The sequence below is a fragment of the Planctomycetaceae bacterium genome (assembly GCA_041398785.1).
In the GTDB taxonomy this organism is placed as follows: Bacteria; Planctomycetota; Planctomycetia; order Planctomycetales; family Planctomycetaceae; genus JAWKUA01.
The window spans coordinates 205,145-231,076 of sequence record JAWKUA010000007.1; the positions used below are offsets into that span (position 1 = coordinate 205,145).

20 protein-coding genes are annotated in these 25,932 nt (G+C 59.8%); 16 read left to right on the top strand and 4 right to left on the bottom strand.

The features are described 5' to 3' along the window. The first annotated feature begins 47 nt into the window (after positions 1-47). The 15 genes from R3C19_10625 to R3C19_10695 all read left to right on the top strand — a co-directional run bounded on the left by R3C19_10625 (position 48) and on the right by R3C19_10695 (position 15,171). On the top strand, positions 48-713 hold the full coding sequence (locus R3C19_10625) for a hypothetical protein (GenBank protein ID MEZ6060808.1): 666 nt from the start codon (positions 48-50) through the stop codon (positions 711-713). Between the two features lie 156 nt (positions 714-869). Continuing rightward, positions 870-2,300, top strand: coding sequence for a cbb3-type cytochrome c oxidase subunit I (locus tag R3C19_10630; protein MEZ6060809.1), 1,431 nt, complete (start codon positions 870-872; stop codon positions 2,298-2,300). A gap of 74 nt (positions 2,301-2,374) precedes the next feature. Next, on the top strand, positions 2,375-3,073 hold the full coding sequence (locus tag R3C19_10635) for a cbb3-type cytochrome c oxidase subunit II (protein ID MEZ6060810.1): 699 nt from the start codon (positions 2,375-2,377) through the stop codon (positions 3,071-3,073). Then, a complete protein-coding gene (locus R3C19_10640; protein MEZ6060811.1) occupies positions 3,070-3,429 on the top strand; it encodes a hypothetical protein in 360 nt (119 codons plus the stop codon). Before R3C19_10635 ends, R3C19_10640 begins: the two co-directional genes overlap by 4 nt. Next, positions 3,422-3,616, top strand: coding sequence for a hypothetical protein (locus R3C19_10645; GenBank protein ID MEZ6060812.1), 195 nt, complete (start codon positions 3,422-3,424; stop codon positions 3,614-3,616). Before R3C19_10640 ends, R3C19_10645 begins: the two co-directional genes overlap by 8 nt. A gap of 50 nt (positions 3,617-3,666) precedes the next feature. After that, positions 3,667-6,111, top strand: coding sequence for a cation-translocating P-type ATPase (locus R3C19_10650; GenBank protein MEZ6060813.1), 2,445 nt, complete (start codon positions 3,667-3,669; stop codon positions 6,109-6,111). Further along, positions 6,108-6,890 carry a sulfite exporter TauE/SafE family protein gene (locus R3C19_10655; GenBank protein ID MEZ6060814.1) on the top strand — a complete coding sequence of 261 codons (783 nt, stop codon included), beginning with the start codon at positions 6,108-6,110 and terminating at the stop codon, positions 6,888-6,890. Before R3C19_10650 ends, R3C19_10655 begins: the two co-directional genes overlap by 4 nt. A gap of 437 nt (positions 6,891-7,327) precedes the next feature. Further along, positions 7,328-7,822 carry a DUF4405 domain-containing protein gene (locus tag R3C19_10660; protein ID MEZ6060815.1) on the top strand — a complete coding sequence of 165 codons (495 nt, stop codon included), beginning with the start codon at positions 7,328-7,330 and terminating at the stop codon, positions 7,820-7,822. A 192-nt stretch (positions 7,823-8,014) separates the two neighbouring features. After that, positions 8,015-8,557 carry a Rieske (2Fe-2S) protein gene (locus tag R3C19_10665; GenBank protein ID MEZ6060816.1) on the top strand — a complete coding sequence of 181 codons (543 nt, stop codon included), beginning with the start codon at positions 8,015-8,017 and terminating at the stop codon, positions 8,555-8,557. Continuing rightward, positions 8,554-9,603 (top strand): cytochrome bc complex cytochrome b subunit, encoded by a 1,050-nt coding sequence (locus tag R3C19_10670; GenBank protein MEZ6060817.1) that lies wholly within the window; start codon positions 8,554-8,556, stop codon positions 9,601-9,603. Before R3C19_10665 ends, R3C19_10670 begins: the two co-directional genes overlap by 4 nt. Before the next feature lie 99 nt (positions 9,604-9,702). Next, on the top strand, positions 9,703-11,484 hold the full coding sequence (locus R3C19_10675; protein MEZ6060818.1) for a multiheme c-type cytochrome: 1,782 nt from the start codon (positions 9,703-9,705) through the stop codon (positions 11,482-11,484). A gap of 73 nt (positions 11,485-11,557) precedes the next feature. Then, a complete protein-coding gene (locus R3C19_10680; protein MEZ6060819.1) occupies positions 11,558-13,894 on the top strand; it encodes a molybdopterin-dependent oxidoreductase in 2,337 nt (778 codons plus the stop codon). A 1-nt stretch (position 13,895) separates the two neighbouring features. Further along, complete coding sequence (locus R3C19_10685; GenBank protein ID MEZ6060820.1) at positions 13,896-14,432, top strand: hypothetical protein; 537 nt, start codon at positions 13,896-13,898, stop codon at positions 14,430-14,432. 78 nt (positions 14,433-14,510) lie between these two features. Beyond that, the gene (locus R3C19_10690; GenBank protein ID MEZ6060821.1) at positions 14,511-14,723 is read left to right on the top strand and encodes a hypothetical protein; all 213 of its coding nucleotides are present in this window, start codon (positions 14,511-14,513) and stop codon (positions 14,721-14,723) included. 79 nt (positions 14,724-14,802) lie between these two features. Beyond that, positions 14,803-15,171, top strand: coding sequence for a hypothetical protein (locus R3C19_10695; GenBank protein ID MEZ6060822.1), 369 nt, complete (start codon positions 14,803-14,805; stop codon positions 15,169-15,171). On the opposite strand, the gene R3C19_10700 is transcribed toward R3C19_10695, so the two are convergent. Beyond that, entirely contained in the window at positions 15,164-15,577 is a 414-nt protein-coding gene (locus R3C19_10700; protein ID MEZ6060823.1) for a phage integrase N-terminal SAM-like domain-containing protein, read from the bottom strand. The genes R3C19_10695 and R3C19_10700 overlap by 8 nt on opposite strands. Positions 15,578-15,919: 342 nt before the next feature. Here R3C19_10700 and R3C19_10705 point away from each other — a divergent pair, with 342 nt between their 5' ends. Continuing rightward, complete coding sequence (locus R3C19_10705) at positions 15,920-16,312, top strand: SMI1/KNR4 family protein (GenBank protein MEZ6060824.1); 393 nt, start codon at positions 15,920-15,922, stop codon at positions 16,310-16,312. Between the two features lie 996 nt (positions 16,313-17,308). Here R3C19_10705 and R3C19_10710 read toward each other — a convergent pair. The 3 genes from R3C19_10710 to R3C19_10720 form a co-directional block, all read right to left on the bottom strand. Continuing rightward, entirely contained in the window at positions 17,309-18,235 is a 927-nt protein-coding gene (locus tag R3C19_10710) for a hypothetical protein (GenBank protein MEZ6060825.1), read from the bottom strand. A gap of 75 nt (positions 18,236-18,310) precedes the next feature. After that, positions 18,311-21,604, bottom strand: a complete 3,294-nt coding sequence (locus R3C19_10715) for an FG-GAP-like repeat-containing protein (protein MEZ6060826.1) — start codon at positions 21,602-21,604, stop codon at positions 18,311-18,313. Between the two features lie 569 nt (positions 21,605-22,173). Continuing rightward, the gene (locus R3C19_10720; GenBank protein MEZ6060827.1) at positions 22,174-25,674 is read right to left on the bottom strand and encodes a c-type cytochrome; all 3,501 of its coding nucleotides are present in this window, start codon (positions 25,672-25,674) and stop codon (positions 22,174-22,176) included. Positions 25,675-25,932: the final 258 nt, after the last annotated feature.

Below are 25,932 nucleotides of genomic sequence, written 5' to 3' on the forward strand. Positions count from 1 at the left end.
GCGAATAGATGTCGCCACACGAATCGCAGGTGCGAGAACAAACTGCCATGACCGAAACGTCTGATATTCAGGAAAAACAACAGCAACTGGATTCGCTGCGGCGGCAGGTCGCTTCGCTGGAATCGGAGGTTGCGTCGTCGCGGCTGTCCGACCAGTGGAACTACGACAAGTTCTACTCCACATACTACGCCACCGTGGGTTTCGTCTACGGCGGCATCGCGGCGATGGCCAGCCTGCTGCTGAACGTCATCGCCGCTCCCATCGCCGGCAAACACCCGCTGGAAATCATCCGCGTCTACCTGACGTTCCCGCTGGGAGAAAGGGCGCTGGGTCTGACGTCCGGCGAAAAGAGTCAGTACGTCATTAACGACGGAGTGATCCTGGCTCTGGGCTGCTGCCTGTATATCGGAACCGGCATGGTGCTGGGCATTGTCTTTCACTGGGTCATCTGCCGACTGGCGCTGAACAAACCGCTGGTGACTCGTCTGGCGGTTGGCACGGTTCTGGCGGTGGTCGTCTGGATCGTCAACTTCTACCTGATTCTGGCATGGTTGCAGCCGCTGCTGTTCCGCGGTTCCTGGATCACAGACAACAGCATTCTTCCGTGGTGGGTTGCCCTGGGAACTCACCTGGTATTTGGATGGACAATGGCATTGATGGCTCCCCTGGGCGCGTTTGTTCCCTATACGCGCCCGACGGATCAGCCGGCTTAATGGAAATGATGGATTGTGGTGGCCGAGTCTCCGCCGGTCCGTTCCGGCAGCGGGGTTCGATGCTTCTGACGATGGTGAACCGACGCACGGAACCTGTGACACACCGGCCTCGGTTCATCAATTTCACAGCGGACTGTTGAAGAAGTCTGACAGAATATGAGCGAAGCAACCGTTTCAGCGAACAACAGTAAGTCCGGCGGCACATCGCTGCGGTCTCACGCGGAACTTGTCGACGAGACGCTGGTCAAGGCGTATTTTCTCGCCGCCCTGACATTCCTGACGATCTCCATGATTGCGGGACTGCTGATGGCGATGCAGTTGATTCGTCACAATCCGCTGGCCGGCATTGAATTCTTTTCACCGGGACGCTGGCGAATGCTGCATACCAACGCCGTTGCCTACGGATTTCTGGCGAACGCGTTTCTGGGCATTCTGCACTGGATTGTACCTCGCCTGACGCTGCAGCCTGTTCTGGACAGGCGTCTGTCCGTGGCGATTTTTGTTGCCTGGCAGGGCGTTGTCCTGGCAACCGCCGTCGGACTGCTGATCGGCCAGGCTCAGGGTCTGGAGTGGGGCGAAACTCCGGTGTGGATTGACCCGGTGGCTCAACTGGGGCTTCTGCTGGTGGCCATCAACTTCATGACGCCCATCGCAAAGATGAAGGGACCGCTGTATGTCACGCTGTGGTACTTCATGGCGATGTTTGTCTGGACATTTCTGACATACGCCATGGGCAACTTTGTGCCGCAGTATTTTGTGACCGGCACAAGTGCGGGAGCTGTCGGAGGACTATTCATTCACGACCTGGTCGGCCTGTTTGTGACTCCGCTGGGCTGGGGAATGATGTACTACTTCGTTCCGATCCTGCTGAAGCGCCCCATCTGGAGTCACGGTCTGTCGCTGGTCGGATTCTGGGGTCTGGCCTTCTTCTATCCGCTGCAGGGCATCCATCACTTTCTGTACACGCCGATTCCCATGTTTCTGCAGTACGGTGCCGTGGTGTCCACGATCGCCGTGGAACTGGTGGTCACAACCGTCGTCATCAACTTCTTCGGCACGATCTGGGGGGCGTTCAGCACTGTCAAAACGAACCTGCCGATTCGCTGGTTCTACACCGGCATGGTGTTCTATTTCCTGACATGTCTGCAGTGTGCGTTCCAGGTGACGCTGACGTTTCAGAAGATTATCCACTTCAGTGACTGGGTCGTCGGACACGCTCATCTGGTGATGTTCGGTGTGTTTTCGATGTGGATCATGGGTGTGATGACCTATCTGTTCCCCAGAATGCTGAACCGGAACTGGTACAGCGCGAAGGCGTGTGAATGGCATTTCTGGCTTAGCACGATCGGTGTGCTTGTGATGGCCGGCGACCTGACTCTGCTGGGAGTCTTTCAGGGCTGGTCCTGGGCCGCTCTGGAACCCTGGGACGCGTCTGTCGACTTTTCCTATCCGTTCTGGGTACTGCGTGCCCTGGCGGGGCTGTGCATGTTCTCCGGACTGCTGGTGTTTCTCTGGAACATCTGGAAAACATGGAGTCTGGCTCCGACAGGCAGCCACGCAGGCCGTGTCGAAGCTGAGGCTGCGTAGCGGAACGGCCGGTTCCTTCACCGCGTGCAAATTGATGCGGTGGATATTTCACTAACACTGACTGAGTTTCCAAAATGTTTGAAAGCAAATCGGGCATCCTGTTCATCGGAGGACTGGGCTTCTTCGTGCTGGCGTTTGTGTCCAATGCGATGGTCCCCGCCCTGATGTATGACGAATTGCCGGAACAAAAGGTCGCCGAACTGATTAACAGCAATCTGCGATATCAGTTTGAAGACCTGGCCCGAAGGTACCCGGACTCGTTCAATGCCGTCTATGGCGAACCGCCCGGCGGTGAAGAAGCCGATCAGGACTGGTGGAACGAAAAATGCGCCGAAGCTCTGGAGTACGGTCATCAGTTGTACGTCGGTGAAGGGTGCTGGCACTGCCACAGCCAGTTCATTCGCCCGGTATCAAACGAAGAGGAACGCTGGGGCCCGGTTTCACATTCGTGGGAGTACCAGAATGAACTGCAGCGACCGGTCCTGTTCGGAACCCGGCGAGTCGGGCCGGACCTGTGCCGTGAAGGAGGCCGGCGCAGCAACGACTGGCACGCTGTCCACTTTTTCCGGCCACTGGACCTGTCGGAAGGATCACCGATGCCGGAGTACCCGTGGTTCTTTGACGGTTCTGCCGACAAGCCCAATGCCAGAGGCCTGGCCATTATCACTTACATTCAATGGCTGGGGTCGTGGCAGGAAAGTTATCCGTATTACGAAGCCTACCAGCCGTCGATGGTTGCGAACGACGACGAACAGACGGAGGACAACGAATGAGCAGCCTGACGACTCAATCAACCCCGGAAACGCGGGACACATGGACCGACTCGTCACCCGGTGATCGCAGTTGGGCGTGGACCATTACGATCGTGTTTGCCGTGCTGATTCTGATTCCCAGCATGCTGGGGTTCGTGATGAAGTTTGCCGAACTGGTGACTCTGTCCGAGGGCGAGGTGGATGGCGGTTTTGCCATCACACCGGTCGTCAATTACCTGCTGGCCAGCATGGGCTTCTTCTGCCTGCTGCTGTGGGCCGCCGTCAACGGAATGTTCAAAGATCTGGAATCGCCAAAACACTGGATGCTGAAAAACGAAGAAGAACTGGATCAGCAGGAAACGCCAACCAATGTCTGATACAAATCTGCCATCGAATGTGGAACAGCCGTCGCCTCGTGAAGAACATACGTTTCATCATTACCGCGGAAACGTGATTCCGTGGTACGTGCGACTGATCTGGGTCGGCTTCTGGATCGGTGCGGTGGTCTACATCATCCGGTACTTCTTCCCCGCGATGCAGGTGGAGTTGCTGCTTCCGCCATGATGCCCGTGAACCCCGACAGCGAAAATCAGAAATTGGAGTTGTCGGGGGCGATGACGCAGCCGGAATACTGCGTGTACTGCGGGCTGCCGACCGGCGGCACGGTAACCGTCGCCGGAACAGAGGCTCATCCGCCGAGCACGGCTTCTCAGGATGCCTACTGCTGCTACGGCTGTCGCGTTGCTCACACAATTGTGCGCGAACGCGGGACAGCCGGTGCTGTTCGCTGGACGATGGTGCGGCTTGGTCTGGCCATCTTTTTCACGATGAACCTGATGGCGTTTACGATGGTCAGGTGGTCTCTGGATGTCTACGACGTTCAGCCGGACCCGTTCCAGCAGAAACTGTTCGAAGTCTTTCGCTGGCTCGGTCTGGTCCTTGGCCTGCCGGTGCTGCTGCTGCTGGGGATGCCACTGCTGCAGAGTGCCGTTGAAGGCTGGAAGCACCGCATTTTTTCGACCGACCTGCTGATTGCCACGGGAGTCGTCGCCGCCTACCTGGTTTCCGCGGCCAACGTCGTTCGCGACTCCGGGACAACGTACTTCGAAGTCGGTGCCATGGTCCTGGTGATGGTGACTCTGGGCCGCTGGTTCGAAGCGGTCGGCAAACAGAAGGCCACCGAAGCGCTGGACAGTCTGGCCGGACTGCTGCCGGCTCATGTGTTCCGCCTGGCGGACAACGCTGACGGACAGACTGAGGAACAGATTGATTCCGCCGTGATCGAAGTGGGCGACCGGCTGCGTGTGCGGGCGGGCGAGCGATTTGCCACCGACGCTGTCGTCGTAAAGGGATCGGCCTCCGTCGACGAACATGTCTTCACGGGTGAGAGCACTCCGGTGGCGAAGGCGATCGGCGATGAGGTTCTTGCGGGGACTGTGAACCTGGACGGCGATGTCGTCGTGCGGGTCACCGCCGCGCTGCGGGCGGGAGCGTTTGGACGGCTGCTGGCTGTTCTGCAACAGGCCCGACAGACTCGCGGGCACTATCAGCGGCTGACGGATCGAGTGGCGTCGTGGTTCTTTCCCATTGTGACGCTCGTCGCCGCGACGGCATTCGTCATGCATTTTTCCAGCGGAATCGGGACAGCGATTCAGGTCAGTCTTGCCGTGTTGCTGATCGCGTGTCCGTGCGCACTGGGACTGGCGACTCCCCTGGCGGTGTGGACGGCGCTCAGCACCGCGGTACGCAATCAGGTGTTGTTTCGAAGCGGCGAGGCCATTGAGCGGCTCGCCGCGGCGAAAACCGTTTGCTTCGACAAGACCGGCACGCTGACAACCGGCGAACCGAGAGTCATGCAGATGACGCTGCTTGGCGACGCGGCGGCACTGTCCGTTGCGGAAGTCGGCCACGAGCTGGCTCAGGCGTCCGCTCATCCGTTTTCGCGAGCTGTCTCCCGGTACCTGGAACTCCGCTGGCCGCAGGTCGCGCGGCGGGTGTCGTCCACACGATACGAAACTCGGACCGTTCCAAGCGGCGGTGTCGAAGGCATCGCGTCCGACGGACGGCTGTCGCGACTCGGCAGCATGGAATTCGCCTGCTGCGAATTTCACGTCCCGGCCGGCGCTCCCGCTGTGATTCCCATTCCGTCTTCAACCGATGCCGATCGATTCTGTGCTCAGTGCCGCAACAAACTTCCGCTGGGACTGCGAATGCAGATGGATCGACTGCGGCTGGCAGCGGACCAGCAGGCGGCTTCCGTTGTCATGGTATCGACCAACGGAGTGCCCGCTGCCGCGGTTCTGTTGGCTGAGACAATTCGAACCGAAGCTCCCGCCGCGATTGAGCGGCTATCCGGTCTGGGATTGCCCGTGCATGTACTGACCGGAGATCGAGAAGCAAAAGCACATCGCCTGCGAGAAGCACTGTTCAGTCGACAAATGCAATCGAACTCGGAAGAAAATTCGCAGACGGAAATTCGCTGCAACCTGCGGCCCGAAGATAAGGTCGCGGCGGTGGAAGACATTCGCAGGACGCAGGGCACGACCGTGATGGTCGGTGACGGAATCAACGACGCACCCGCTCTGGCCGCCAGCGATGCCGGGATCGCCATGGGTTGCGGAGCCGACGTGTCGCGCGATTCGGCTCACATCTGCCTGCTGACCAACGACCTGACGCGAGTTCCCTGGGCCATTGATCTGGCCCGCCGGACTCGCTCTGTTATTCGCCAAAACCTGTTCTGGGCGTTTGCGTACAACAGCGTGGGAGTCGTGCTGGCGGCGTCCGGAAAGCTGAACCCGGCCATCGCCGCCGCGCTGATGATTGGCAGCAGCCTGCTGGTGATTTCCAACAGCCTGAGACTGATGCAAAACGGCGACATGGCAAACGATGACACTCAGACACCGTCCAATTCCGGCACCGAAGAAACCGGCGCTGGGGGTGCGGCGGAGTCGCGGAACGCTATACCGGTCGCGTCGAATCACGTTCAGGATGTCCTGCGAAGTTCGTGCAAAACGTCAGCTCGGTTCAGCCTTGTTGAAAGCGCGGGAGGCACCAGATGACGCCCGCCGGAATTGAATTGCCGCTGGTGTTTGTCAGCGGAGTCCTCGGTTCCGCACACTGTATCGGCATGTGCGGCGCGATTTCCGCGATGATGAATGCCGGCACGACGGGCATTCGCGGCGCTCTGGCTCGACAGCTTCTGTGGAGCGGCGGCCGAGTATTCACATACGTCTTTCTTGGCCTGACCGCGGCATTCGCCGGTGTGCGGTTTTCGGCGACTCAGGAGAACGCGGTTCCCCTGCAGGCCGCGTTTGCCGTCATCGCCGGCCTGCTGCTGATTGTCCAGGGACTGCATGCGGCCGGATGGCTGCGGTGGCGCGTGCGTCGGTCCGCGTCGCCGTGCCTGACGGCGAAGCTGTTCTCGCAGTTTCTGCAGGGTGGGTCGGCGTCGGCTGTTCTGGTGGCGGGAGTCCTGACCGGCTTTCTTCCGTGCGGACTCGTGTATTCGTTCCTGGCTCTGGCGGCCAGCACCGGCAGCCTGCTGCATGGAAGTCTGGTGATGCTGGCGTTCGGAGCGGGCACGATTCCCGTGATGCTGCTGACCGGAACCGGATTGTCCGTCGCATCGCTGGCAACGCGACGCCGACTCACGCGGCTGGCGGCGGCTTGTGTGCTGGCCACGGGCCTGCTGACCGTCGGTCGCGGCATCGTGTTCGCGTCGACAGCGGCGGCCAGGCAGCCGGAAAAAGCCTGTCCGTTCTGCGAAGCCCGAGCCGCCGCTGGCGAGGTGCCTCACGAGGCCATCGCTTCCGGCGATGGAACCGATGCGGCTCCCTGACGGCCGGAATCAATGTATTCTGAAGTGGGAAGTGAATGAGATTTCCGAATCGCAATGGCCAGCCGTCTGACCGCGCCTGGCGGTGGGAGGGTAACTGCCGTTGTGCCGATTTCAGCCCCATGGTAGAGGATTTTTTTAACGAATAACGAAGCACCGAAGCTCCGCCGAACGGTCCGGGCGTGTGAACTTCGCAGGAACGGCGAAGAAACGTCGCACTCCGGTATGTCCGCCGTCCCGCGCCGCTGTCCAGTCTGACTTTCGAACAGCCAATCGTTAATCACCCCGCGTGCTTTGTGAGCACGGAATTGATGAGTTGTTTGGCACCGGCTGTGGAAGTGGATTCCGTGTCGCAGACGCACTGGCACGGCCAGTGCCACACATGGAAGCGCGCTGGCCACGACACTCTTTCAAGAAACCGAACCCGTTGATTCTTCACCATGCCGAACCCAGCAGGTCTCGACACAATACGCCGGGAAAGCAAGATATCGCTGCCCGATGACATGCGCGAGCAGCCCCCGTCGACAAAGACTGCCGCGTCAACCGGCCGCATGTCACGGACTCTGCTGAATTTCTGGCTGGATACGACGCTGCTGGTCGTCCTGGCGGCGCTGGGAATCGTCGCGACAATTGTGCAGTTCGTCTTTCCTCCCGGCGTCGCGGCTCGCGGCTGGCGACTTTGGAACATGAACTATGGCCAGTGGTGCAGCGTTCAGTTCGCCCTGCTGTCGCTGCTGGGAATTGGTGTGCTGCTGCACGTCATGCTGCACTGGACATGGGTGTGCAGCGTGGTTGTGCGGCGAGTGCTGGGACGAACGGAAATGCCCGACGACGGCATTCGGACGATCTACGGAGTCGGCCTGCTGATCGTACTGCTGGTGTCCGGAGCCGTCATCGTGGCGCTGGCAACGTTTTCCATTCGGCAGCCCGCGTGATCCGTGCAGTCCAGCCGTCGAACTTCACTCAGTGCGCGGAAGGTCACACATGTGCGGTCCGGAGCAGTACACATTTCCGCAATCGCACATGTTGGTTTCGAGCGGCCGAAACTTCCCTGGCGACGGGCAATCGCAGGTGAATGGAACAAGTTGTGCAAATGCTGACACGGTAACGAGGGGAGTCATTCATCGATGAGCGACGAAACGCCAGTGGCAACGGAGTCCACCGGGGCGAATGAGGCAGTCACTGACCGGCGCGGCTTTCTGGACCAGGCGGCAGCCGCCACGATGGCCGGAGGATTGGTCGCCGGTTACGGGATGCTGGGCGCACATGCGATTCGGTTTCTGTACCCCACCACCGTCGGTGCGGGAATGTGGCAGTATGTCTGTCGCATTGCCGACCTCGCGATCGGGCAGTCGCTGTCTTTTGAACTGCCCGGCGGAGCGAAGGTGGTCGTGGCCCGCCAGACCGAAGGTGACGAAGCCGAGGCATTCATCGCGCTGTCCAGCGTGTGTCCGCATCTGGGATGCAAGGTGCACTGGGAAGCCGTCAACAATCGGTTCTTCTGTCCCTGCCACAATGGTGCCTTCGACGCGGCGGGCGTGGCCACCGAAGGTCCTCCGGCAACCGCCGGTCAGTCGCTGACCCGTTACCCCCTGTCGGTGGAAAATGGGCTGCTGATGATTGAAGTGCCCACGGAAGCCATTCAGGTTACGGGTGAGGAGACCGCATGAGCACCGTGAAGCAATGGCTGGCAGAACGTGTGCCGATCACCGGCGACCAATTGCGGGAACTGACCAACGAACCCGTTCCGAATCACCTGAAGCGCTGGTGGTTCTGCCTGGGCGGAACTCCGGCGTACCTGTTTGTCGTGCAGGTTGCCACGGGAATTCTGCTGGCGTTCTATTATCAGCCGGCGGCCTCAACCGCGTACGAATCGGTCCGCTACATCACCAATGAAGCATCGTTCGGCTGGTATCTTCGCAGCCTTCACAAGTGGGGCGCGACTCTGATGATCGCAGCCGTGATTCTGCATCAGATGCGAGTCTACTTCACGTCGGCCTACCGCCGGCCTCGCGAACTGAACTGGGTCATCGGCATGTGCCTGCTGATGTGTACTCTGCTGACGGGGTTCACGGGATACAGCCTGGTGTTTGAACAGCTCAGCTACTGGGGAGCCACCGTCGCGGCCAATATCAGCGACGCCGTTCCCGTCGTGGGACGGTTTGCAAAGGAGATGCTGCTGGCCGGTGATTCCTACAACCCCCGCACGCTTTCGCGGTTCTACATTCTTCACGCCGCGGTGCTGCCGACGACCATCATCCTGCTGGTGGGCGTTCATATTGCCTTCATTCGGCTGCACGGCGTCACGGAACTGAAGTTCGAAGATGAACCGAAGGACAAGCCCGCTCACTTCAATTTCTTTCCGGACCATCTGCTTTCAGAAATCACGATCGGGCTGGTGCTGATGATCCTGCTCAGTGCTCTGGCCACGATCTTCCCCGCGACGATGGGACCGAAGGCGGATCCGCAGACGACGCCCGAATTGATCAAGCCGGAGTGGTTTTTTTATGTGTCGTTCCGCTGGCTGAAGCTGTTCTCACTGACTTTTGCCGTGCTGAGCACCGGATTTATCGTCGCGGCCATGTTTCTTTGGCCGTGGATTGATCGAGCACTGAGACGACTGACCGGCATTGAGGACATCAGCGTTTACGTCGGCATCGTGGCCACGTTTCTGCTGATCGGGTTGACCGTCTGGGAAGCATCCGTAGCGCATTAGACCGTTTTCGGCGGCCACAGGTCCGTGGTCCGGTCCCCGGAATCCGGTTCAGGAAATCCGGCCGGGACAAACTCCAATAACAACAGCAAGAAGCGTGTCATGACCGTCAGAACAAAACAGTTCATCATTGGATTTCTGGGACTCGCATTCCTGGCATCACTGATTTTTGTGCAGGCGATGGAAGTCCTGCGCCGGCGGGAAGAATCCGGCAGCATCGCGCGGCACATTGCCGTGCCGGCAAACTCCAAATCCTGTGTGGACTGCCATGCCAAATCCTCTCCGGGCATCATTGACCACTGGCGCGGCAGCACGCATGCGATCAAGGGCGTGGGCTGCGTGGAATGCCACCAGGCCGCTCACGGCGACATCGATGCGTTCGATCACTATGGGGCAACCATTGCCACAATCGTGACGCCAAAGGACTGCGGTCGCTGTCACAAGACGGAAACGGAAGAGTTTCTGGCAAGCCATCACGCCAAGGCGGGAAACATCCTTGCGTCGCTGGACAACTTTCTGGCGGAAACCGTGGAGGGCGCTCGGGAACCGTTTAATCCGCATTCGCCGACTCCCGGCATGAACGTCGATATGGTCAACGGTATGGCCAGTGTCAACGTCGGCTGCAAGCAGTGCCACGGCAGCAAAGTGGCTCTGGAAGCCACCGACGGCGGACTAATCACTGTGGATGACCTGCAGCCGGACAAGGACGGCGTTCCCACAAACATCGAAGCACTCGCGCGAGTTCGGAAGGATGACAACGGCCGCCCCGTGCTGAGTGAAAGCAGTTGGCCAAACACGGGCATCGGCCGTCTGAATCTGGACGGGTCCCGCGGTTCCTGTTCCGCCTGCCATTCGCGGCACGACTTTTCTCCGCGACGGGCACGGCAGCCGGAAAACTGCGGTAAGTGCCATCTCGGCCCCGACCATCCTCAAAAGGAAATCTATGAGGAATCCAAGCACGGCGTCGCCTTCCGCGACCTGAAGGATCACATGAACCTGGACGCTCACAACTGGGTGCTGGGCGAAGACTATACGCAGGCTCCGACGTGTGCCACGTGTCATATGTCCGGCCATTCCCGCAACGGAGGCGTCGTGACTCACGATCCGGGACAGCGGATTTCGTGGACAAACCGTCCTCCCGTCAGTCTGACCATGGACACAGACATCGACGGCAACGTGATCAAGGAAGCCGATCCGGTCGAACGACAGAAGCTGATCGTCAGCTCGTGGCAGGACAAGCGTCAGAAAATGAAAGACGTCTGCCTGCACTGCCACACGCCAAACTATGTCAACGCCTTCTATCAGCAGTACGATGATTTTGTGGTCAACTACAACGAGAAGTTCGCTAAGCCCGGCACGAAGCTGATGGCCGTGCTGCGGGAACAGGAACTGATCACAAAACAGGACTTCGACGAAGAAATTGAATGGACGTGGTTCTATCTGTGGCACCACGAAGGGCGTCGTGCTCGCCACGGAGCGTCGATGATGGCTCCCGACTATGCTCACTGGCACGGCATGTACGAAGTCGCCGAACGGTTCTATATGGAAATGATCCCGCAGGCTCAGGAAATTGCGGAACATGCCCGGGCCGAAGGTAAGACCGCGCAGGCCGATGCTGTCACCGCCGTGATTGATGAACTGCTGGCTCGGCCGGAACACGCGTGGTTCCTGAAAACAAAGGCAACGGCATCACCGGCGCCGGCTCCGGTCGCTGACGGCAGCGTTCAGGACGCGGGCGATTCCGCGCCCACTGCAAACGCAGCGGACTCAGCCAGCGCAGCCAGTTCACCCGACGCTGCGGCCGCCACTGATTCCGCCGACGCAGCCGCGGCGGATCCGCCACAGGAAGACGCGGCGGCAACGCAGTCGCCGGAGACTCAGTAGCAAGCCGGTCCTCAGGCGACTTCGCGAAGACCACGCGGACGGCGCCGGACCACGGACATTCAGGAGAATTCTGATGCAACGTCGAGACTTCCTTGCCGCGACAACAACGGGCGCGGCGGCTTTGGTCGGATGTGGCCGCGAAACGGCCTTCGCCGGCGGTGAAGGTCAGGACTCGCTGCTGAACGTGATCTGGGACAAGGCTCCCTGCCGCTATTGCGGAACCGGCTGCGGCGTGGAAGTCGCTGTCCGGGAAAACCGCATTGTGGCCGTGCGCGGCGACGAAAACAGCCCCGTCAACAACGGTCTGCTGTGTGCCAAGGGCTACAACCTGCCGCAGATGCTGTATGGCGAAGACCGCCTGCTGCATCCCCAGCGCCGCGATAAGAACGGTACACTGACTCAGATCAGCTGGGATGAAGCTCTGGACCTGATCGCGTCAAAGTACCAGGAAGCGCTGCAGGATTCCGGTCCGGAATCCGTGGCCATTTACGGTTCCGGACAATGGACCATCTTCGACGGCTACGCGGCCAACAAATGGATCAAGGGCGGCATGCGCAGCAACAACATTGATCCCAATGCGCGGCTGTGCATGGCCAGCGCCGTCATGGGTTTCATGACGCAGTTCCAGAGTGACGAACCGATGGGCTGCTACGACGATTTTGACATCGCCGACGATTTCATCATGTGGGGCAACAACATGGCGGAAACGCATCCCGTGTTGTTCAGCCGCATTCTGGAAAACAAGCGCCGCAATCCGAGTGTCCGCATCATTGATATGGGAACACGATGGACTCCCACCAGCGACTTCGCGGACACGTTCATTCAGTTCCGACCCGGCACGGACCTCGCTCTCGCGAACGGCATCCTGCACCTGCTGCTGAAGGAGGACCGGATTGACCACGCTTTCATCCGCGAAAACGTCGTCTTTCGGCGCGGAATCGAAGACGCGGAGCAGATCGGCTACGGCTGCTACGGCGATCAGGCGAACGCGTATACATTCAAAGACGAAGCAAAGGAAAGCAGCCTTGATGAACTTCGCGAATTCGTCGCGGAATATACTCCCGAACATGTTAGTGAAATCACAGGTGTGTCTCCCGGACAGATTCGTTCTCTGGCAGCCGTCTACGGAAACCCGAATCGCGGCACGGTCAGCCTGTGGTGCATGGGCGTCAATCAGCATGTGCGCGGGACGTGGATGAACAACCTGATCAACGACCTGCATCTGATCACGGGCAAGATCAGTCGGCCAGGCAGCAATCCGCTGAGTCTGACCGGCCAGCCATCGGCCTGCGGAACGGCTCGCGAAGTCGGCACATTGTCAAACCGGCTGCCTTCAGACATGGTGGTCAACAATCCCGAACATCGCCGCATCACGGAGGAACTCTGGGGACTGGAAGCCGGCACGATCAACGAAAAGCCGGGACTGCACACCGTCGACATGTTTCGAGCCCTGCAGCGCGGCGACGTGAAAGTCATGTGGATTCAGACAACGAATCCCTGGGTCACACTGCCCAATCTGCATCGCTTCGAACGCAAACCGGGCGATGGAAGGTTCATCATCGTCAGCGATATCTATCCCACACCGACAACAGAAGTCGCCGACCTGATATTGCCGTCGGCCGGCTGGGTCGAGCGTGAGGGGATGTTTGGCAATACTGAACGCCGCACGCAGCACTGGCGAAAAATGGTCGATCCGCCCGGCGAAGCCAAAGAAGACGCGTGGCAGTATATGCAGGTCGCCAAACGGATGGATATGGGGCATTTGTTTCCCTATGCCGACGACGACGACTGGCATGAAAAGATGTACGAGGAATATCGTCGGTTTACGCTGGGAACAGGCAAGGACCTGGCGGACTACGATCAGCTTCTGAAGACTCGCGGTCAGCGCTGGCCCGTTGTGGACGGCCGGGAGACTCTGTACCGCTACGCCGCCGGACATGACCCGTATGTCAAAAAAGCCAGGGGAGTCCACTTCTACAAAGCCAAAGGATTCGGCGAAAAGGCGGCCGTCTGGCTGCGTCCCTATCAGCCGCCGGCGGAAGTGCCGGACGACGAATATCCGTTCTGGCTGTGTACCGGCCGCGTTCTGGAACACTGGCACACCGGTTCCATGACGCGGCGAGTCAAATCGCTGCACCAGGCGATTCCTCAGGCCTATGTGGAACTCAACCGAGCGGACGCGCTGGTGATGGGAATTCAAAACGGCGACACGGTTAGCGTGAAAAGCCGCCGCGGGCAGGTACAGATGAAGGCACTGGTCGACGGACGAGGCAAGCCGCCGCGCGGCAGCGTTTTTGTGCCGTTCTTTGACGAATCGCGGCTGGTCAACCAACTGACCCTGGACGCAATGGACAACATCAGCAAGGAACCGGACTTCAAAAAGTGTGCCGTGCGGATTGAAAGGGTGTGACATGAGCCGCGCACTGAGCGCCACAGGAATGGTGGTGATCGTCCTGCTGCTGTCCGGCTGCGGTGACGATTCCGGAACGGCCGCGATCCCCAAACTGACGGCCACCGAAGTTCGTTCCGATCGCCGGGCCTACGACGGCGCTCCGCCCGTGATTCCCCACGAACCGCTGGGAGCCAAATGTTCCACATGCCACACTACCGTCGGCATGGCTGTTCCCAATCTGGGATTCGCGCCCGCCAATCCGCATACGCTGACGTCAGTTGCCGGCCGAACGCAGAACTGTCGCCAGTGCCACGTGTTTAAGACCTCCGACGGGGAATTCGATTCGAATACCTTCGTCGGAATTCAGCAGCGCGTGGAAAAAGGCGAACGAGCCTATCCGGGTGCTCCTCCTGTGATTCCGCATTCCGAACTGATGCGGGAGAATTGTGCCGCGTGCCATTCCGGTCCGTCCGCTCGTCCGGAAATCAAATGCAGTCACACCGAACGCGTGAACTGCCGCCAATGCCACCTCTTCCGCGCGATCGGCGACACGTAGGCAGGTGTCTATTGCAGCGTGAAATATGGAGTGGCGTGAAATGGGCGGGGTGTGTAGGCAGCAGTGACGGAAGAATCCGTGCCACAACAAAGTGATCCCGAACCAGGACGCGCCGGCGGCAGGATTCCGGAGGAACCGGCTTCGCTGAAGGACGAAATTGCCCGGCTGCGGGAAGAACTCGCGGCATCGACGATTGAGAATCCCAGGCTGCGGACGGAAGTCGAAACGCTGCGACGATGGATAGCCGAATTCGAAGGCAGCGCAGGCAGGTATCCCGGCAACGCAGCTTGAACAGTCGTACTCTGCCGACGCGGAAGTCCTGCGTCGGACTGGCGGCAAGTCCGGCAGGTCGATGACTATCCGCACGTCGATGACGGGCCGTACGAAGCAGTCGAAACCGGCGGGCCGCAAGCTGACGGGTGAGAAGCTCGATAGCGCGCAGGCCGCGGAAGTGTGCCTTCCCGAAGGCTTCGCTCTTGCTGACTGTTGTCACGTCCGCGACCGTGTTGTCTGGCGGATCATCGACGGCAAGGCGGTCCTCGTGGCTTATGAAATCGGGCACGGACCCGGCGGCCAGAAACCCGTCATCGACGGCGTGCTGCCGCGTTCGGAATTCGGCTTTTCCGAAGACGGTCGCCTGGGGAACGCCGGTCGTCGGGCTCTCATCGCTGCGCTGTTCGACGAACTTTCGGAAGCGTGCCTTGTTCGCTGCGACTTCACGTACCAGGATTTCATCTGAGCAGCGTGATCGAAGATGTCAGCCGATGGCTGCGAACGGGGAAAGCCGGTTCTCGGCATTGCTCGCCGGGTTCGGCGTGGATCCGCCAACAGACTCCCGCCTCGACAAACTCGTCCCGCTCCCGAGATCTTCCCAGCCGCCACGCTGAAACGTTCCGGTGCGCTGCAATGGACAGCTCGGAAACCTGATCGGGCGGCATGTTGTAGTACGCCGCCAGCTTGCGAACTTCACGCAGGTAACCCTGCTGAGTTCGTTCCGCCATCCCCCGCAACTGCAGATCCTGCAACATCCGCTCGCGCAGTGTCGGCGGCCGGCTGCGTTCGCGGTTGCTGCCGCGGCGGCTGCGGTTGCGTTCGTCGTTGCTGCGTTCGTCGTTGTGAGCGGGTGTCTCGTGATCGTGCGACATGAGCGTGTCTCCCTGGTGAGTGAGCCGGGCCGGCCGAAATGACCAGCCACCAGAAAGCCATCGCACACAAATCCCTTCCGATCTCAAGTCACTCCTCGTACAATCCACCCGCCGCAAAGCGGCTCACTTGAACAAGAAAATGCACCCGAGTTGCCGATCGGGCGTTTCCTGAAGTCGAAGTCACTTGGCGGCAACCTGGTGATTTTGGTCGTTGTCCGGGAATGCATCCGAATGCGTCAACTCGTTTTCACGTTGATTTCGTGTGTAGCTTGCCTGGGTTGTTCCGAGCCTCGTGCAGAAAACGAGCATCTGTCGGCACCACACGAGTCAGGAGTACCTTCAATGGATATTTCACAAATTGAACAGTCGCTTGGCTATGAGTTGCCAGCATCCTACCGGGACTTCTTGATACGGCTTGTGCCGCTCATAGAACAGATTCCTGATCCGTACGACGATGGCCACCTGCTGTACAGCGACCCGCACGATGTGATTCACGCGAACAAGAACACTCCGGCATCGCAATTGGAATTGCCGGACGATCCGAAGTTTATTGAAAAGATCATTCTTGTTGCTGACAACGAAGGCGGCGATTGGTGGTTCATATTTCGCAATGGTCATCCACAAGGGATTTGGATGTATGATCATGAGACACAACAAACCACGCTGCAGTATTCCTCATTTGAGGATTACTATGAGAAAGAAAAAGCGGGAGCAGAAGCTGAGAGCGAGTGGTGACCGCATAACAATGCAATCCACGCCGACTTGGCGGCGGTGCCGAATTCACTTTACAAAGTCACTCGGCGGGGTGGCACTGACGAGAGGTTACATTGTGTGCCAGTGACTGCGCCAGTGACTCAGCGGGGACGATCGAGTGCTTCGCCTGGCGGTGTCTGGTCATGTGTCGGGCGTGATTCGAGGAATGCCGATTTGCGACGGATGACCGAGTCAACCGGTTTGACCGTGGCGGAATTCGACACGGCACAGGCCGTCCACGTTGACGCACACTGGCACAGCCAGTGCCACACGGGCGGCGATGATTGCGGACTGACGTCAAGCAGCTCGCCGGTGCGGGCCGATCGCGCGTGTGATCGGCGGGCGGCGACGTGAAAGTGACATGGTCTGGATCCGATGAGACCGGCGTGGTTGATGGGACCGCCCGGCCGGCTCGTCACGCGGAACGTGACGGCTGCTGGAACGTGATGGCTACCGAATGCGACCGCGGACTGACGACAGGTTGCATTGTGTGCCACTGGTTCTGCCAGTGAATCAGCGAGTCGCTTTCTCGGCGTTCGGATGCTTATCGGTGTTCGGATGCTTGTTGGCGTTCGTCGGTGGCGATTGCGGACTGACGTCGCGGTCGCCGTTGCGTGATGATGGTGCGATTGATCGGCGGGCGGGCTTGCGCGGACACTGGGTTCCCGCCTGCGCGGGAATGACGGAGTTCTGGGTCCGATGGGACCGGCGTGGTTGTCGGGAGACCGCCCGGCCGGCTCGTCACGCGGAACGTGACGGCTACTGGAACGTGACGGCTACCGAATGCGACGCGAGTTCGCTTTCGCGTCCGAACGACCTCTCGCCGTTCGGCCGGTTTCCTGGCGGTCGGCGGTGCGGATTGCGGACTGACGTCGCGCGGCTCGCCGGTGTGAAAAGTTGGGCCGTGTGGTGAGTGGGCAGCACGACGTGAGGTCGTGGCATCCTTGCATCCTCGCGCGGAGCCCTCACGGCTGCGGGCTAGACGATGGTGAAAACCACGGCGTCGCTCCAGATACCGGTCACATTGTCCAGCGAACTGATCGCCTTCACCCAGACTCGATAGTTCCCCAACGCCAGTGGCGCGGCGGGAGTAAAGCTGGTTTCCGTCAGACTGTTTTCACGCAACGCCTGTCCTTCACCGAGGCGTTCAACGTACAGTTCATATCGGACTGCCCCCGTGACGGTTTGCCACGAGAACGCCGGGGTTGTGTCAGTCGTCGAGCCGAAGGGAGTCAACACGGTGGTGCGTCCGACGATGTTCATCACCACCGGCAGACTCCACAGGCCGGGAGTTCCCGACGGGGCGACACCGCGGATCCACCATCGAATCGGACCGGGCGCAAGGTCGGTGGAAGGAGTCCATGTTGTTCCCGTCAATCCGCTTTGACGGATATCTCCGGAAGATGATCGCACGAAGATCTCATAACTGCCGACACCGGCGGTGGCCGTCCATTCAAACACAGGGCGCTGTTCAAAGGTCGGGTTGGCGGGGTTCAGCGGTTGCGGCCCCAGTGAGTACTCGACCAGTTCCGACCATGCGGCAGGTCGACCAAGTGCGTCGATGCCTCGAATCCAGATGTGGTATCTGCCAAATTCCAGATCCTGATCGGGAGTCAACGACGTTCCCGTAACGTCTGTGTTTCGCAGAACCTGAGATTCTCCAGTCGTCACATTGTTGACCCACATATCATACCGCACGGCTCCCGGCAGTTCGGACCAGCTAATCGTCGGCCGCGGATCAGTTCCGTGTATTGGAAGGACGTTCAGCTCTGCCCGCGTGTTGACGTGCAAGTCGGCCGGTGCACTCCATGGTGAATGTCCGCCGCCCGCCAGATTCGCCCGTGCCCAGATTCGATACAGGCCGATCGGTAACGAAGTTGACGGCGTAAACGTGGTGGTCGTCACTGTCTGGTGAATGACGGGCGATTGCCCGGTGGACAGGTTGCTGTACCAGAGTTCGTAACTGACGGCGTCACGAACCTATGCGACGCGGATCGGCAGCCTGGCGATCTCAAACCCGCGGTTCACCTGCGGAGCGACACCGGGAACTCCGGGCAGGAGAGTGACGGAATAGTCTTCGACTTCACCGTCGGAGAAGAAACCCGTCGGCCTGGCGTCCCTGAACTCCGGGGTCCGCCGGATGAATCGCGACGTCAGCCGGAACCTCGCAGTTGTCTCACCGGCCAGTGCTGTCGCGGCGGAAACAGTGACCGTCAGGCTGTTCGTGCCTGGGGCGACCTGCCGATTGTCGAAAATCATCTCGCTGGGTTCAAAGATCAGGTTGTGGTTGAGATCAATCCAGGCGTGGAGATAGCCGGCGTCGGATGCTGTCACTTCGAACAGGTTCCGCTGACCAGGCACGATCCCGACCGGAAACACAACACCGTCGTCGGCTCCATCGGCATCATCACCGAGAGAATTGCTGTCGGGCTGACCGTCTGGTTCGGCGTCGACGCCGCTTCCCAGTACGGCGGCTGCAGAGTCAATGGCGTGACGCGGACCATCGGCGCTGGCGGTCACACCGTAAGCGGCCAGCGCGTCACCGTAGTCAAATGCGGCGGGCACATTCGGATACCAGCGCAGGTGAGGCAGAAAGAACTCAGATTCCGTCAGAAGCTCCGGAAATCCGTCGCCGTTCAGATCCGCCAGATCCACGACCGCCGCGCCTCGGATCTCATCGATGAACTCGACAGAAAAGCTTCCGGCTCCGTTATTTCGAAACAACCAGGGAGGCAGGTTTCCAAAGCCATTGTTGACCAGGTCCAGATCACCGTCACCGTCTATGTCTGCAGCCTCGATGGACCCGACAGTCGTGGAATTACGGTAGTCGATCGTTTCAATCAGACGCTCGGTGAATTGCTGTGCCCCGTCGTTCTCATACCAGACCAGCGCGGTACCGTACTTCGCCGACCCGCCGGCAATGTCCATGTCGCCATCGCCGTCGAAATCGGCGGCCACCGCACTTGCCGCGCGACTTGCAGCGTTGTCGATCATTCTGCTTGTGAAGTTGCCGGATCCGTCGTTCTCCAGCCATTCGATCGTGTTGAATTCACCGGCCGTCCGCAGCAGATCCTCGTCACCATCTCCATCGAGATCCATTGCCGAGATGCTCTGCCGGACGAAGAAGTCGGTGTCGCTCGGCAGCCCGGCGATGATCGTGTGACTCGTAAACGTCAATGACCCGTCGTTTTCGAACCAAACCAGACGCGGTTCCGTTCCGGCCGCGACGATATCCAAATCGCCATCGCCATCCACGTCGGTCGCGATGACGTCGACGGGAGTTCGAATCGCCGTGCTGACGATCAACTCAGAGAACACCTGCTGTCCATCGTTGATATGCAGAGCAAGCTGATTGTCGGCTCCGGCCGCGGTCAGCACATCGATGTCACCATCAGCGTCGATGTCGATGGCAAAAACGCGGCTGACATTTCCAGCACGTTCACTGACGTTGTGCGTGCCGACGAACTGCCCGCCGTCATTTTCGTACCATACGACGGTGTTTTCACCGGACAGCGCGACGATGACATCCGTGTCCCCGTCGGAATCGACGTCCGCACTCGCAAGATCGGCCGTCGCAGGCGGTCGCTGCACGTGCCGCAGTGCGGAAAACTGCTGTCCCCCCAGATTGCGATACCAGGCAAAGCTTTCGTTCGTCAACCGAGGTCTTAGTTGTGTCGAGGCACCGACAAGATCCATCAGGCCGTCTCCGTCGATGTCAGCCGCCAGCGCGTGCGACATTCCGGTGTGGGCAGTTGTCACCGGAACGGTTAAGAAATTCAGGCTGCCGTCATTGACCAGCAGCGTGATCCCCTGGCTGCCGTTTGAGGTCGCGATGATGTCCATATCCCCGTCACCGTCAAAATCCACCGCGCGAAGCAAACCCACGAGATCAAGACCGGTGCTGATTGTGCGCGGTGTGAATGTTGCCTGGCCGTCGTTCTCATACCACGTCAGAACACTGCCGCTGTCAGTGACAACAACCACATCGATGTCACCGTCAGAATCAAGGTCAGACGCTGTCGCACCGACAATGTTCGATGCCGCGACAATGATGGTTCGCCGCGAAAACTGCTGATTGCCATTGTTCTGAAACAGCGTGACGAAATTGCTGTTGTAGGAAATGGCCAGAACATCGCTGTCCATATCGCCATCCACGTCGCCTCCGAACAGAGGAGACTCGATGCCGCTCGCACCGGAGATTTCGTGCGCGGTAAACGACTGCATGCCGTCGTTTTCAAACCACGCTGGTCGGCCACCGGAACCGGCATCGGTCAGGAGATCCAGGTCGCCGTCTGCATCAAAGTCCAGCGCCATGACAGTGCTCGGCAGAACACTGGTGACTGTGATGACATGCGTCGTGAACTGTTGCTGGCCATCGTTCTCATGCCACGCCAGGCGTCCGTTACCTGATGCCGTGCTGATCACATCGAAGTCACCATCCGCATCCAGATCGACGATAAACACGTCGGAGGCACTCATCACGTTGTCGCTGATGACGTGCGACGCAAACCGTTCGCCATCCAGATTCTCATGCCACAGCACCAGGTCATCGAGACTCGAGCTGGTGACCAGATCCGTATCGCCGTCACCGTCCATGTCCGCCGACTGCAGCGCGGTGATGCTCGACCCGCCGCGCAGGATGTTGACACCTCCAAAGTGCCGGCTCCCTGCGGCCAGTCCCGCCACGTTGATGCTGTAGTCTTCGACCTCACCGTCCGGAGCAGAGCCGCCGGGCTGCAGATTGCCAGCCGTACTGAGTCGGAAGCGGGCGACCAGTTGACCACCGACTGCCCCGGACGGAACATCGAACGACAGCACATTGTCTCCTTCGACAACAGAAACACTGTCGAATACCTGTTCCACAGCCGCGTTCCATTGACCGTCGCGGTTGAAGTCGATCCACGCGTCCAGCTTCGCGCCGCCAGCAGCGTTCTGCACGTTGACGGTCACGCTCGCGTCGTATTGCCCGACATGCAGCTCACTGAACGTCACACCATCGTCGCTGCCGTCAGCATCGGCTGCATTCGAATGCATGCCATCGGCTTCTGTGTCGCGAGAAGCACCGAGCATCGGCCCGATCGCTTCGTGTCGAGCACCCTGTTCCGCCAGAATCACCGCAAACGGTTCCGGAGCGTCTCCGAAATCGGCGGCCAGCAGGGTGCGATATTCCAGCAACTCTGAAGGAGCCGCCGTCGCCGATGCTCTGTGCCGCCGACGTGAACGACGACTGTTCCCAACGTTACGCAGAAACTCAACAACTGAAGTCAGGTTCATAAAGTGTCTTTTGAGGAAAATGGGGGAACCGTTCACCAGGCGAACGTGGCGAAACGTCAGCACAATGAAGAACCCGTCTGGAACCATGACGCCGACCGGTCGCCTAAATCGGGGTTTTCGGTCGGGAATCAGTTATGCCGACCGTGGGGCCGTTTCCCGGCACAGGATAACCGGCACCCCGGCCGCTCTAAATACAAGATTGGCAATTCCCCGAAGGGCAAATTGAAAGCAGCGTACATCAGGGGGGTGCGTGACCATTGTAAAGTCTCTGCTCGACCATCGTACGGCGCGTGTCCACTTTCAGCCGGGACGTTGATACTGACCGTCAGGCACCTCCCGCCGCGCCGTCACTGCGGACTGACGTCAAGCAGCTCGCCGGTGCGGGCCGATCGCGCGTGTGATCGGCGGGCGGCGCGACGTGAAAGTGACATGGTCTGGATCCGATGAGACCGGCGTGGTTGATGGGAGACCGCCCGGCCGGCTCGTCACGCGGAACGTGACGGCTGCTGGGACGTGACGGCTACCGAATGCGACGTGAGTTCGCTTTCGCCGTATTCGACGGACACCCGTTACTTCGCGAGCCAGGAGGTCAGGTTGACCATGTCGTCTTCGCTCAGGATGGTGTTGAAGTTGGCGGGCATCAGGGACAGGTTGCTGTCGATTCGTTCGTCGACCTGATCGATGCCAACTGTCACCGCTTTTCCTTCAACGTCAATGATCGTCAGTTGGCGGCCGTCCTGCGACGGTTTCACGATTCCTGCCAGGGTGCGACCGTCGGTCAGAACGATCACGGACGTCCGGAACGCGACATCGACGTTGGTGTTTGGCGTCAGCAGATCTTCCAGCAGCCGGGCGGCTCCGCGAGTGGCGATGCCGTCCAGTTGCGGGCCGGCGACGCCTCCTTCGTTAGCCTGCTTGTGGCAAACCGAACAGTGCTTTTTGAACAGTGCCTGTCCGGCTTCCGAATCGCCTTCACCCAGCCGCAGCCGCGTGACGATACGGTCGGCAATCTGCTGAGTGTCGGCGGACGCGGGAGGCAGTTTTTCGCGCAGCGCGGTGACTCGTTCAGCAATCTCGGGACTCAGCGCGTTCATCTGCTGAGCCAGACGGTCGTCGCGGAGAACTTCCGCGGACGGGACGCCGGATTCAATCAACACGACCAGCATTTCGGCCGTGTGTTTTTTTGACGCCAGAGACCTTACCAAGTGCTGCCGCAACTGCTGATTGATTTCCGAAAAAGCGTACTTCAGAAAATCCGCTTCCGGCAGGCTGTTTAGCTTTTCGTTCGAGCCGCTGGCGTATTCGGAAATCAGCCGGTCGACGGATCGGGGCAGGCTTCCGAAACGAAGCAGATCCGCGGCGTCCAGAGAATAGCTTCGGTTGTGATGTTGCAGCAGAGCCTTTGCGGCCAGTGCCCGGACGTCGCCATCGATCGAAATTGATTCCGTGATATCGCCCAGCATCGCAACATGAGTTTCCGACAGAGTGACTCCGGACTGCTGCTGATCCAGCAGAATGCGAACCGCCGATTGAAGCCGGCGCGAGAACGCTCCCTGGTCGAATTCGTCGGTGTTGACAACGCGCGGCGAAATGTGGCTGACCGCCAGCCACGCGTAGGCTCCCAGATCGAGTCCGTCAATGACTTCCAGATACCCGACTCGCCCTGCGTGGCCGGCCAGCGGGATTTCGATTTCTGTGGCAATGTCACTGCGAGGCGGCAGTACCGAAGCCAGCTCGGCTCCGGATTCCAGGTCTCGCAAAACGACGCGATTGCCGGGTTCGGGAGCCTTGTCGGGCGGTCCCAGATGTCCGCACAGATACATTTTCAGCGAGAACGGCACGACGAAAGCCTTCGATCTCAGCACGCCCGTGGGCCGCTCACCGCTCGGCAGACTGCTGATGAAAATGGATTTCTGTTCCGATCCCGGCCGCTGGCGCTGTTCGAAGTTCCAGGCAACAGGAGTCTTGTTGTCGAACGCATACTGCCCCCACTGCACTTCGTTCGGATTTGCGCCGGACAGGATGTTGTCGGCAAGCTGGTTGCTCCATTCACGAAATTCCGCGGGCACTTCTGTCTGTCGACTCTGGAACCCGTCGGCCAGCGATTTCCACAGCGTCGTCTGCAGGTCCTGTTCGCTGGCCGGAAGTTCACGGGCGATGGCGATCAACTGCGGAATGGATTCGTCCGCCGCGAAGCCTGCCGCGTGTTGCAGAATGGTCGGCTTGTCCGCATCGCTGACGTGTCCGCTGTGCAGAGCGGACAGCGCCAGAGTTCCGGCCGCAGGCGTTTTCAGTCCCGGCAGCACACTGACCACAAGCTGCACCGCCGACGCGGGCTGTTCTTCGCCGGTGAACCATGCCGCATTGCCATTGTCACGAAGCTGATTGCGAAGCGCGATGCGCAGGCCCTGGCGCAGAAAGACGTCATCCGCCGGACACGTTGCCAGCGCGTTGATCACAGCCTTCAGCAACAGGACGCTCGGATGTTGTCCGGCGGCATCAGCGGCCGCTCTTCGAACCAGCGCGTCTTCGTCGTCCAGACCTCGCTTGATCAGCGCGAAGATGCGGTCATCGGCGGCGGTCTCACTGCAGACACGCATGACATGAATTCGACTTCGCTGCGAACCGGACTGATACGCGGTTTCCAGCAGTTCCGCGTTTGCCGCGCCAAGACGCGAAAGAGTCCACAGCAACTGCGGCACCGCTGTGTGGTCGGCTCCGGGCAGCACTGCTGAGAGCGCCTGCTTCAGTTGGGGAACCGCCGGAGTTCCGATCCGCTCGACCAGTTGATCGGCGGCCTGTTGCCGGATGGAGTTACTGCGGTGCGACAGCATTGCGATCAACTGAGACAGGTCTGCCGCTGCCGGCTGTTGCGTAAGTGCCCGTGCCGCGGGACTGTTGTCGGTCGTGCCCGTCCAGGCAATGCGCCAGATGCGGCCGCGATCGCGATCGCGTCCCGGATGATCCAGCGGAACTTCATAGTGGCCAATGATCTTGTTGTAGAAGTCCGCCACGTACATGGCTCCGTCCGGTCCGATCTGAATGTCGACGGGGCGAAACCAGGGATCCGCCGCGATCAGAAAATCGGGTTCCTCATTCATGCGTACCGACGAACCGTTGCGGACGATGGTGTTCCGGTGGACGCGACAGGTCATGACGTTCCCCAGAAACATGTTGTCCCGGTATTCTTCCGGAAACACGGTGTGCTGATACTGACACAGGCCGTCGATCGCCGTTGATCCGTGCAGGTGGTCCATCACTGCGGGAACAAAACCAAGTCCGTCGTGAGGGCGGCCGAAGCTTTCATAGCAGCCGTCGCGAATCACCAGCGTCACCGGTTTGGTGTGGCAGTCGGACGTGAAGACGTCGCCGTTGGCGTCGATCGTCATGCCGAACGGATTGACCTGGCCGTAGCCGAAATGTTCGATGCGGGAACCGTCCGGACGAAAGCGATACACGTTGCCGCTGATCATGGTGACGGCGTGGCCGTCCGTTCCGGCTACCGTCGACTGATTGTTGAATCCGTGGCAGGCATAGATCCATCCGTCGAATCCGCGGCGGAAGGCATTGTTCATGCCGTGAGTATCGCGCGTCGTGTCGAACGGCCCGTACAGCTTCTTTCGCGTGTCGGCCTTTCCGTCGCCGTCGGTGTCTCTGAGAAACAGAATGTCGGGGATGCTGAACACGATGGCTCCGTCGCCGTACGGCAGCACGCCGATTGGGATATTCAGGTCATCCGCAAACACGGTGACCTTGTCCGCGAAGCCGTCGCCGGTGGTATCTTCCAGAATGCGAATCGAGTCATGCCCTTCACCGGCTTTTGCGGGGAACGGATAGTGAGTGGACATGGTCACCCACAGGCGCCCGGCCGCGTCGAAGGCCATGTTCAGCGGTTTCTGAATCTGCGGTTCCGAAGCAAACAGGCTGACGGAAAACCCTTCCGGAACGGTCAGAGTTTTCAGTTCGTCAGCGGGAGTCAGCGCGTCCGTGGGACGAATCGTCGACTGAAAAACATCGTCCTGGCCGTCAGCCGTCGCGGGACCGGTGACGACGAATACAAGCAGCGTCAAGAAAGTGGCAGCGGATTTCATAGATGGCGTGCGACGTGAGGAGGGATCTGCGAAGCGTGATCCTTCGCGGCAGGCGCGAGGGAAACGAGTGGCGAGTTTACCAGAATTCACCGCTCAGCACGCTGCAATCGCACTGCGACCCGGCGTTTTGGATCGAACCGGCAGCGATCGCGACATTCGCGAATTGTGCCAGACGCACCGAACAAAAAAACGGCCCGCGTCTGGAGGAGGACGCGGGCCGCACGAACCTGCTCGTGT

What these genes read in the sequence shown, in the direction of transcription:
- R3C19_10625 (MEZ6060808.1), top strand. Translation starts at nt 48, where the DNA reads ATGACCGAAACGTCTGATATTCAGGAAAAACAACAGCAACTGGATTCG.
- R3C19_10630 (MEZ6060809.1), top strand. Translation starts at nt 870, where the DNA reads ATGAGCGAAGCAACCGTTTCAGCGAACAACAGTAAGTCCGGCGGCACA.
- R3C19_10635 (MEZ6060810.1), top strand. Translation starts at nt 2,375, where the DNA reads ATGTTTGAAAGCAAATCGGGCATCCTGTTCATCGGAGGACTGGGCTTC.
- R3C19_10640 (MEZ6060811.1), top strand. Translation starts at nt 3,070, where the DNA reads ATGAGCAGCCTGACGACTCAATCAACCCCGGAAACGCGGGACACATGG.
- R3C19_10645 (MEZ6060812.1), top strand. Translation starts at nt 3,422, where the DNA reads ATGTCTGATACAAATCTGCCATCGAATGTGGAACAGCCGTCGCCTCGT.
- R3C19_10650 (MEZ6060813.1), top strand. Translation starts at nt 3,667, where the DNA reads ATGACGCAGCCGGAATACTGCGTGTACTGCGGGCTGCCGACCGGCGGC.
- R3C19_10655 (MEZ6060814.1), top strand. Translation starts at nt 6,108, where the DNA reads ATGACGCCCGCCGGAATTGAATTGCCGCTGGTGTTTGTCAGCGGAGTC.
- R3C19_10660 (MEZ6060815.1), top strand. Translation starts at nt 7,328, where the DNA reads ATGCCGAACCCAGCAGGTCTCGACACAATACGCCGGGAAAGCAAGATA.
- R3C19_10665 (MEZ6060816.1), top strand. Translation starts at nt 8,015, where the DNA reads ATGAGCGACGAAACGCCAGTGGCAACGGAGTCCACCGGGGCGAATGAG.
- R3C19_10670 (MEZ6060817.1), top strand. Translation starts at nt 8,554, where the DNA reads ATGAGCACCGTGAAGCAATGGCTGGCAGAACGTGTGCCGATCACCGGC.
- R3C19_10675 (MEZ6060818.1), top strand. Translation starts at nt 9,703, where the DNA reads ATGACCGTCAGAACAAAACAGTTCATCATTGGATTTCTGGGACTCGCA.
- R3C19_10680 (MEZ6060819.1), top strand. Translation starts at nt 11,558, where the DNA reads ATGCAACGTCGAGACTTCCTTGCCGCGACAACAACGGGCGCGGCGGCT.
- R3C19_10685 (MEZ6060820.1), top strand. Translation starts at nt 13,896, where the DNA reads ATGAGCCGCGCACTGAGCGCCACAGGAATGGTGGTGATCGTCCTGCTG.
- R3C19_10695 (MEZ6060822.1), top strand. Translation starts at nt 14,803, where the DNA reads ATGACGGGCCGTACGAAGCAGTCGAAACCGGCGGGCCGCAAGCTGACG.
- R3C19_10700 (MEZ6060823.1), bottom strand. Translation starts at nt 15,577, where the DNA reads ATGTCGCACGATCACGAGACACCCGCTCACAACGACGAACGCAGCAAC.
- R3C19_10705 (MEZ6060824.1), top strand. Translation starts at nt 15,920, where the DNA reads ATGGATATTTCACAAATTGAACAGTCGCTTGGCTATGAGTTGCCAGCA.
- R3C19_10715 (MEZ6060826.1), bottom strand. Translation starts at nt 21,604, where the DNA reads ATGAACCTGACTTCAGTTGTTGAGTTTCTGCGTAACGTTGGGAACAGT.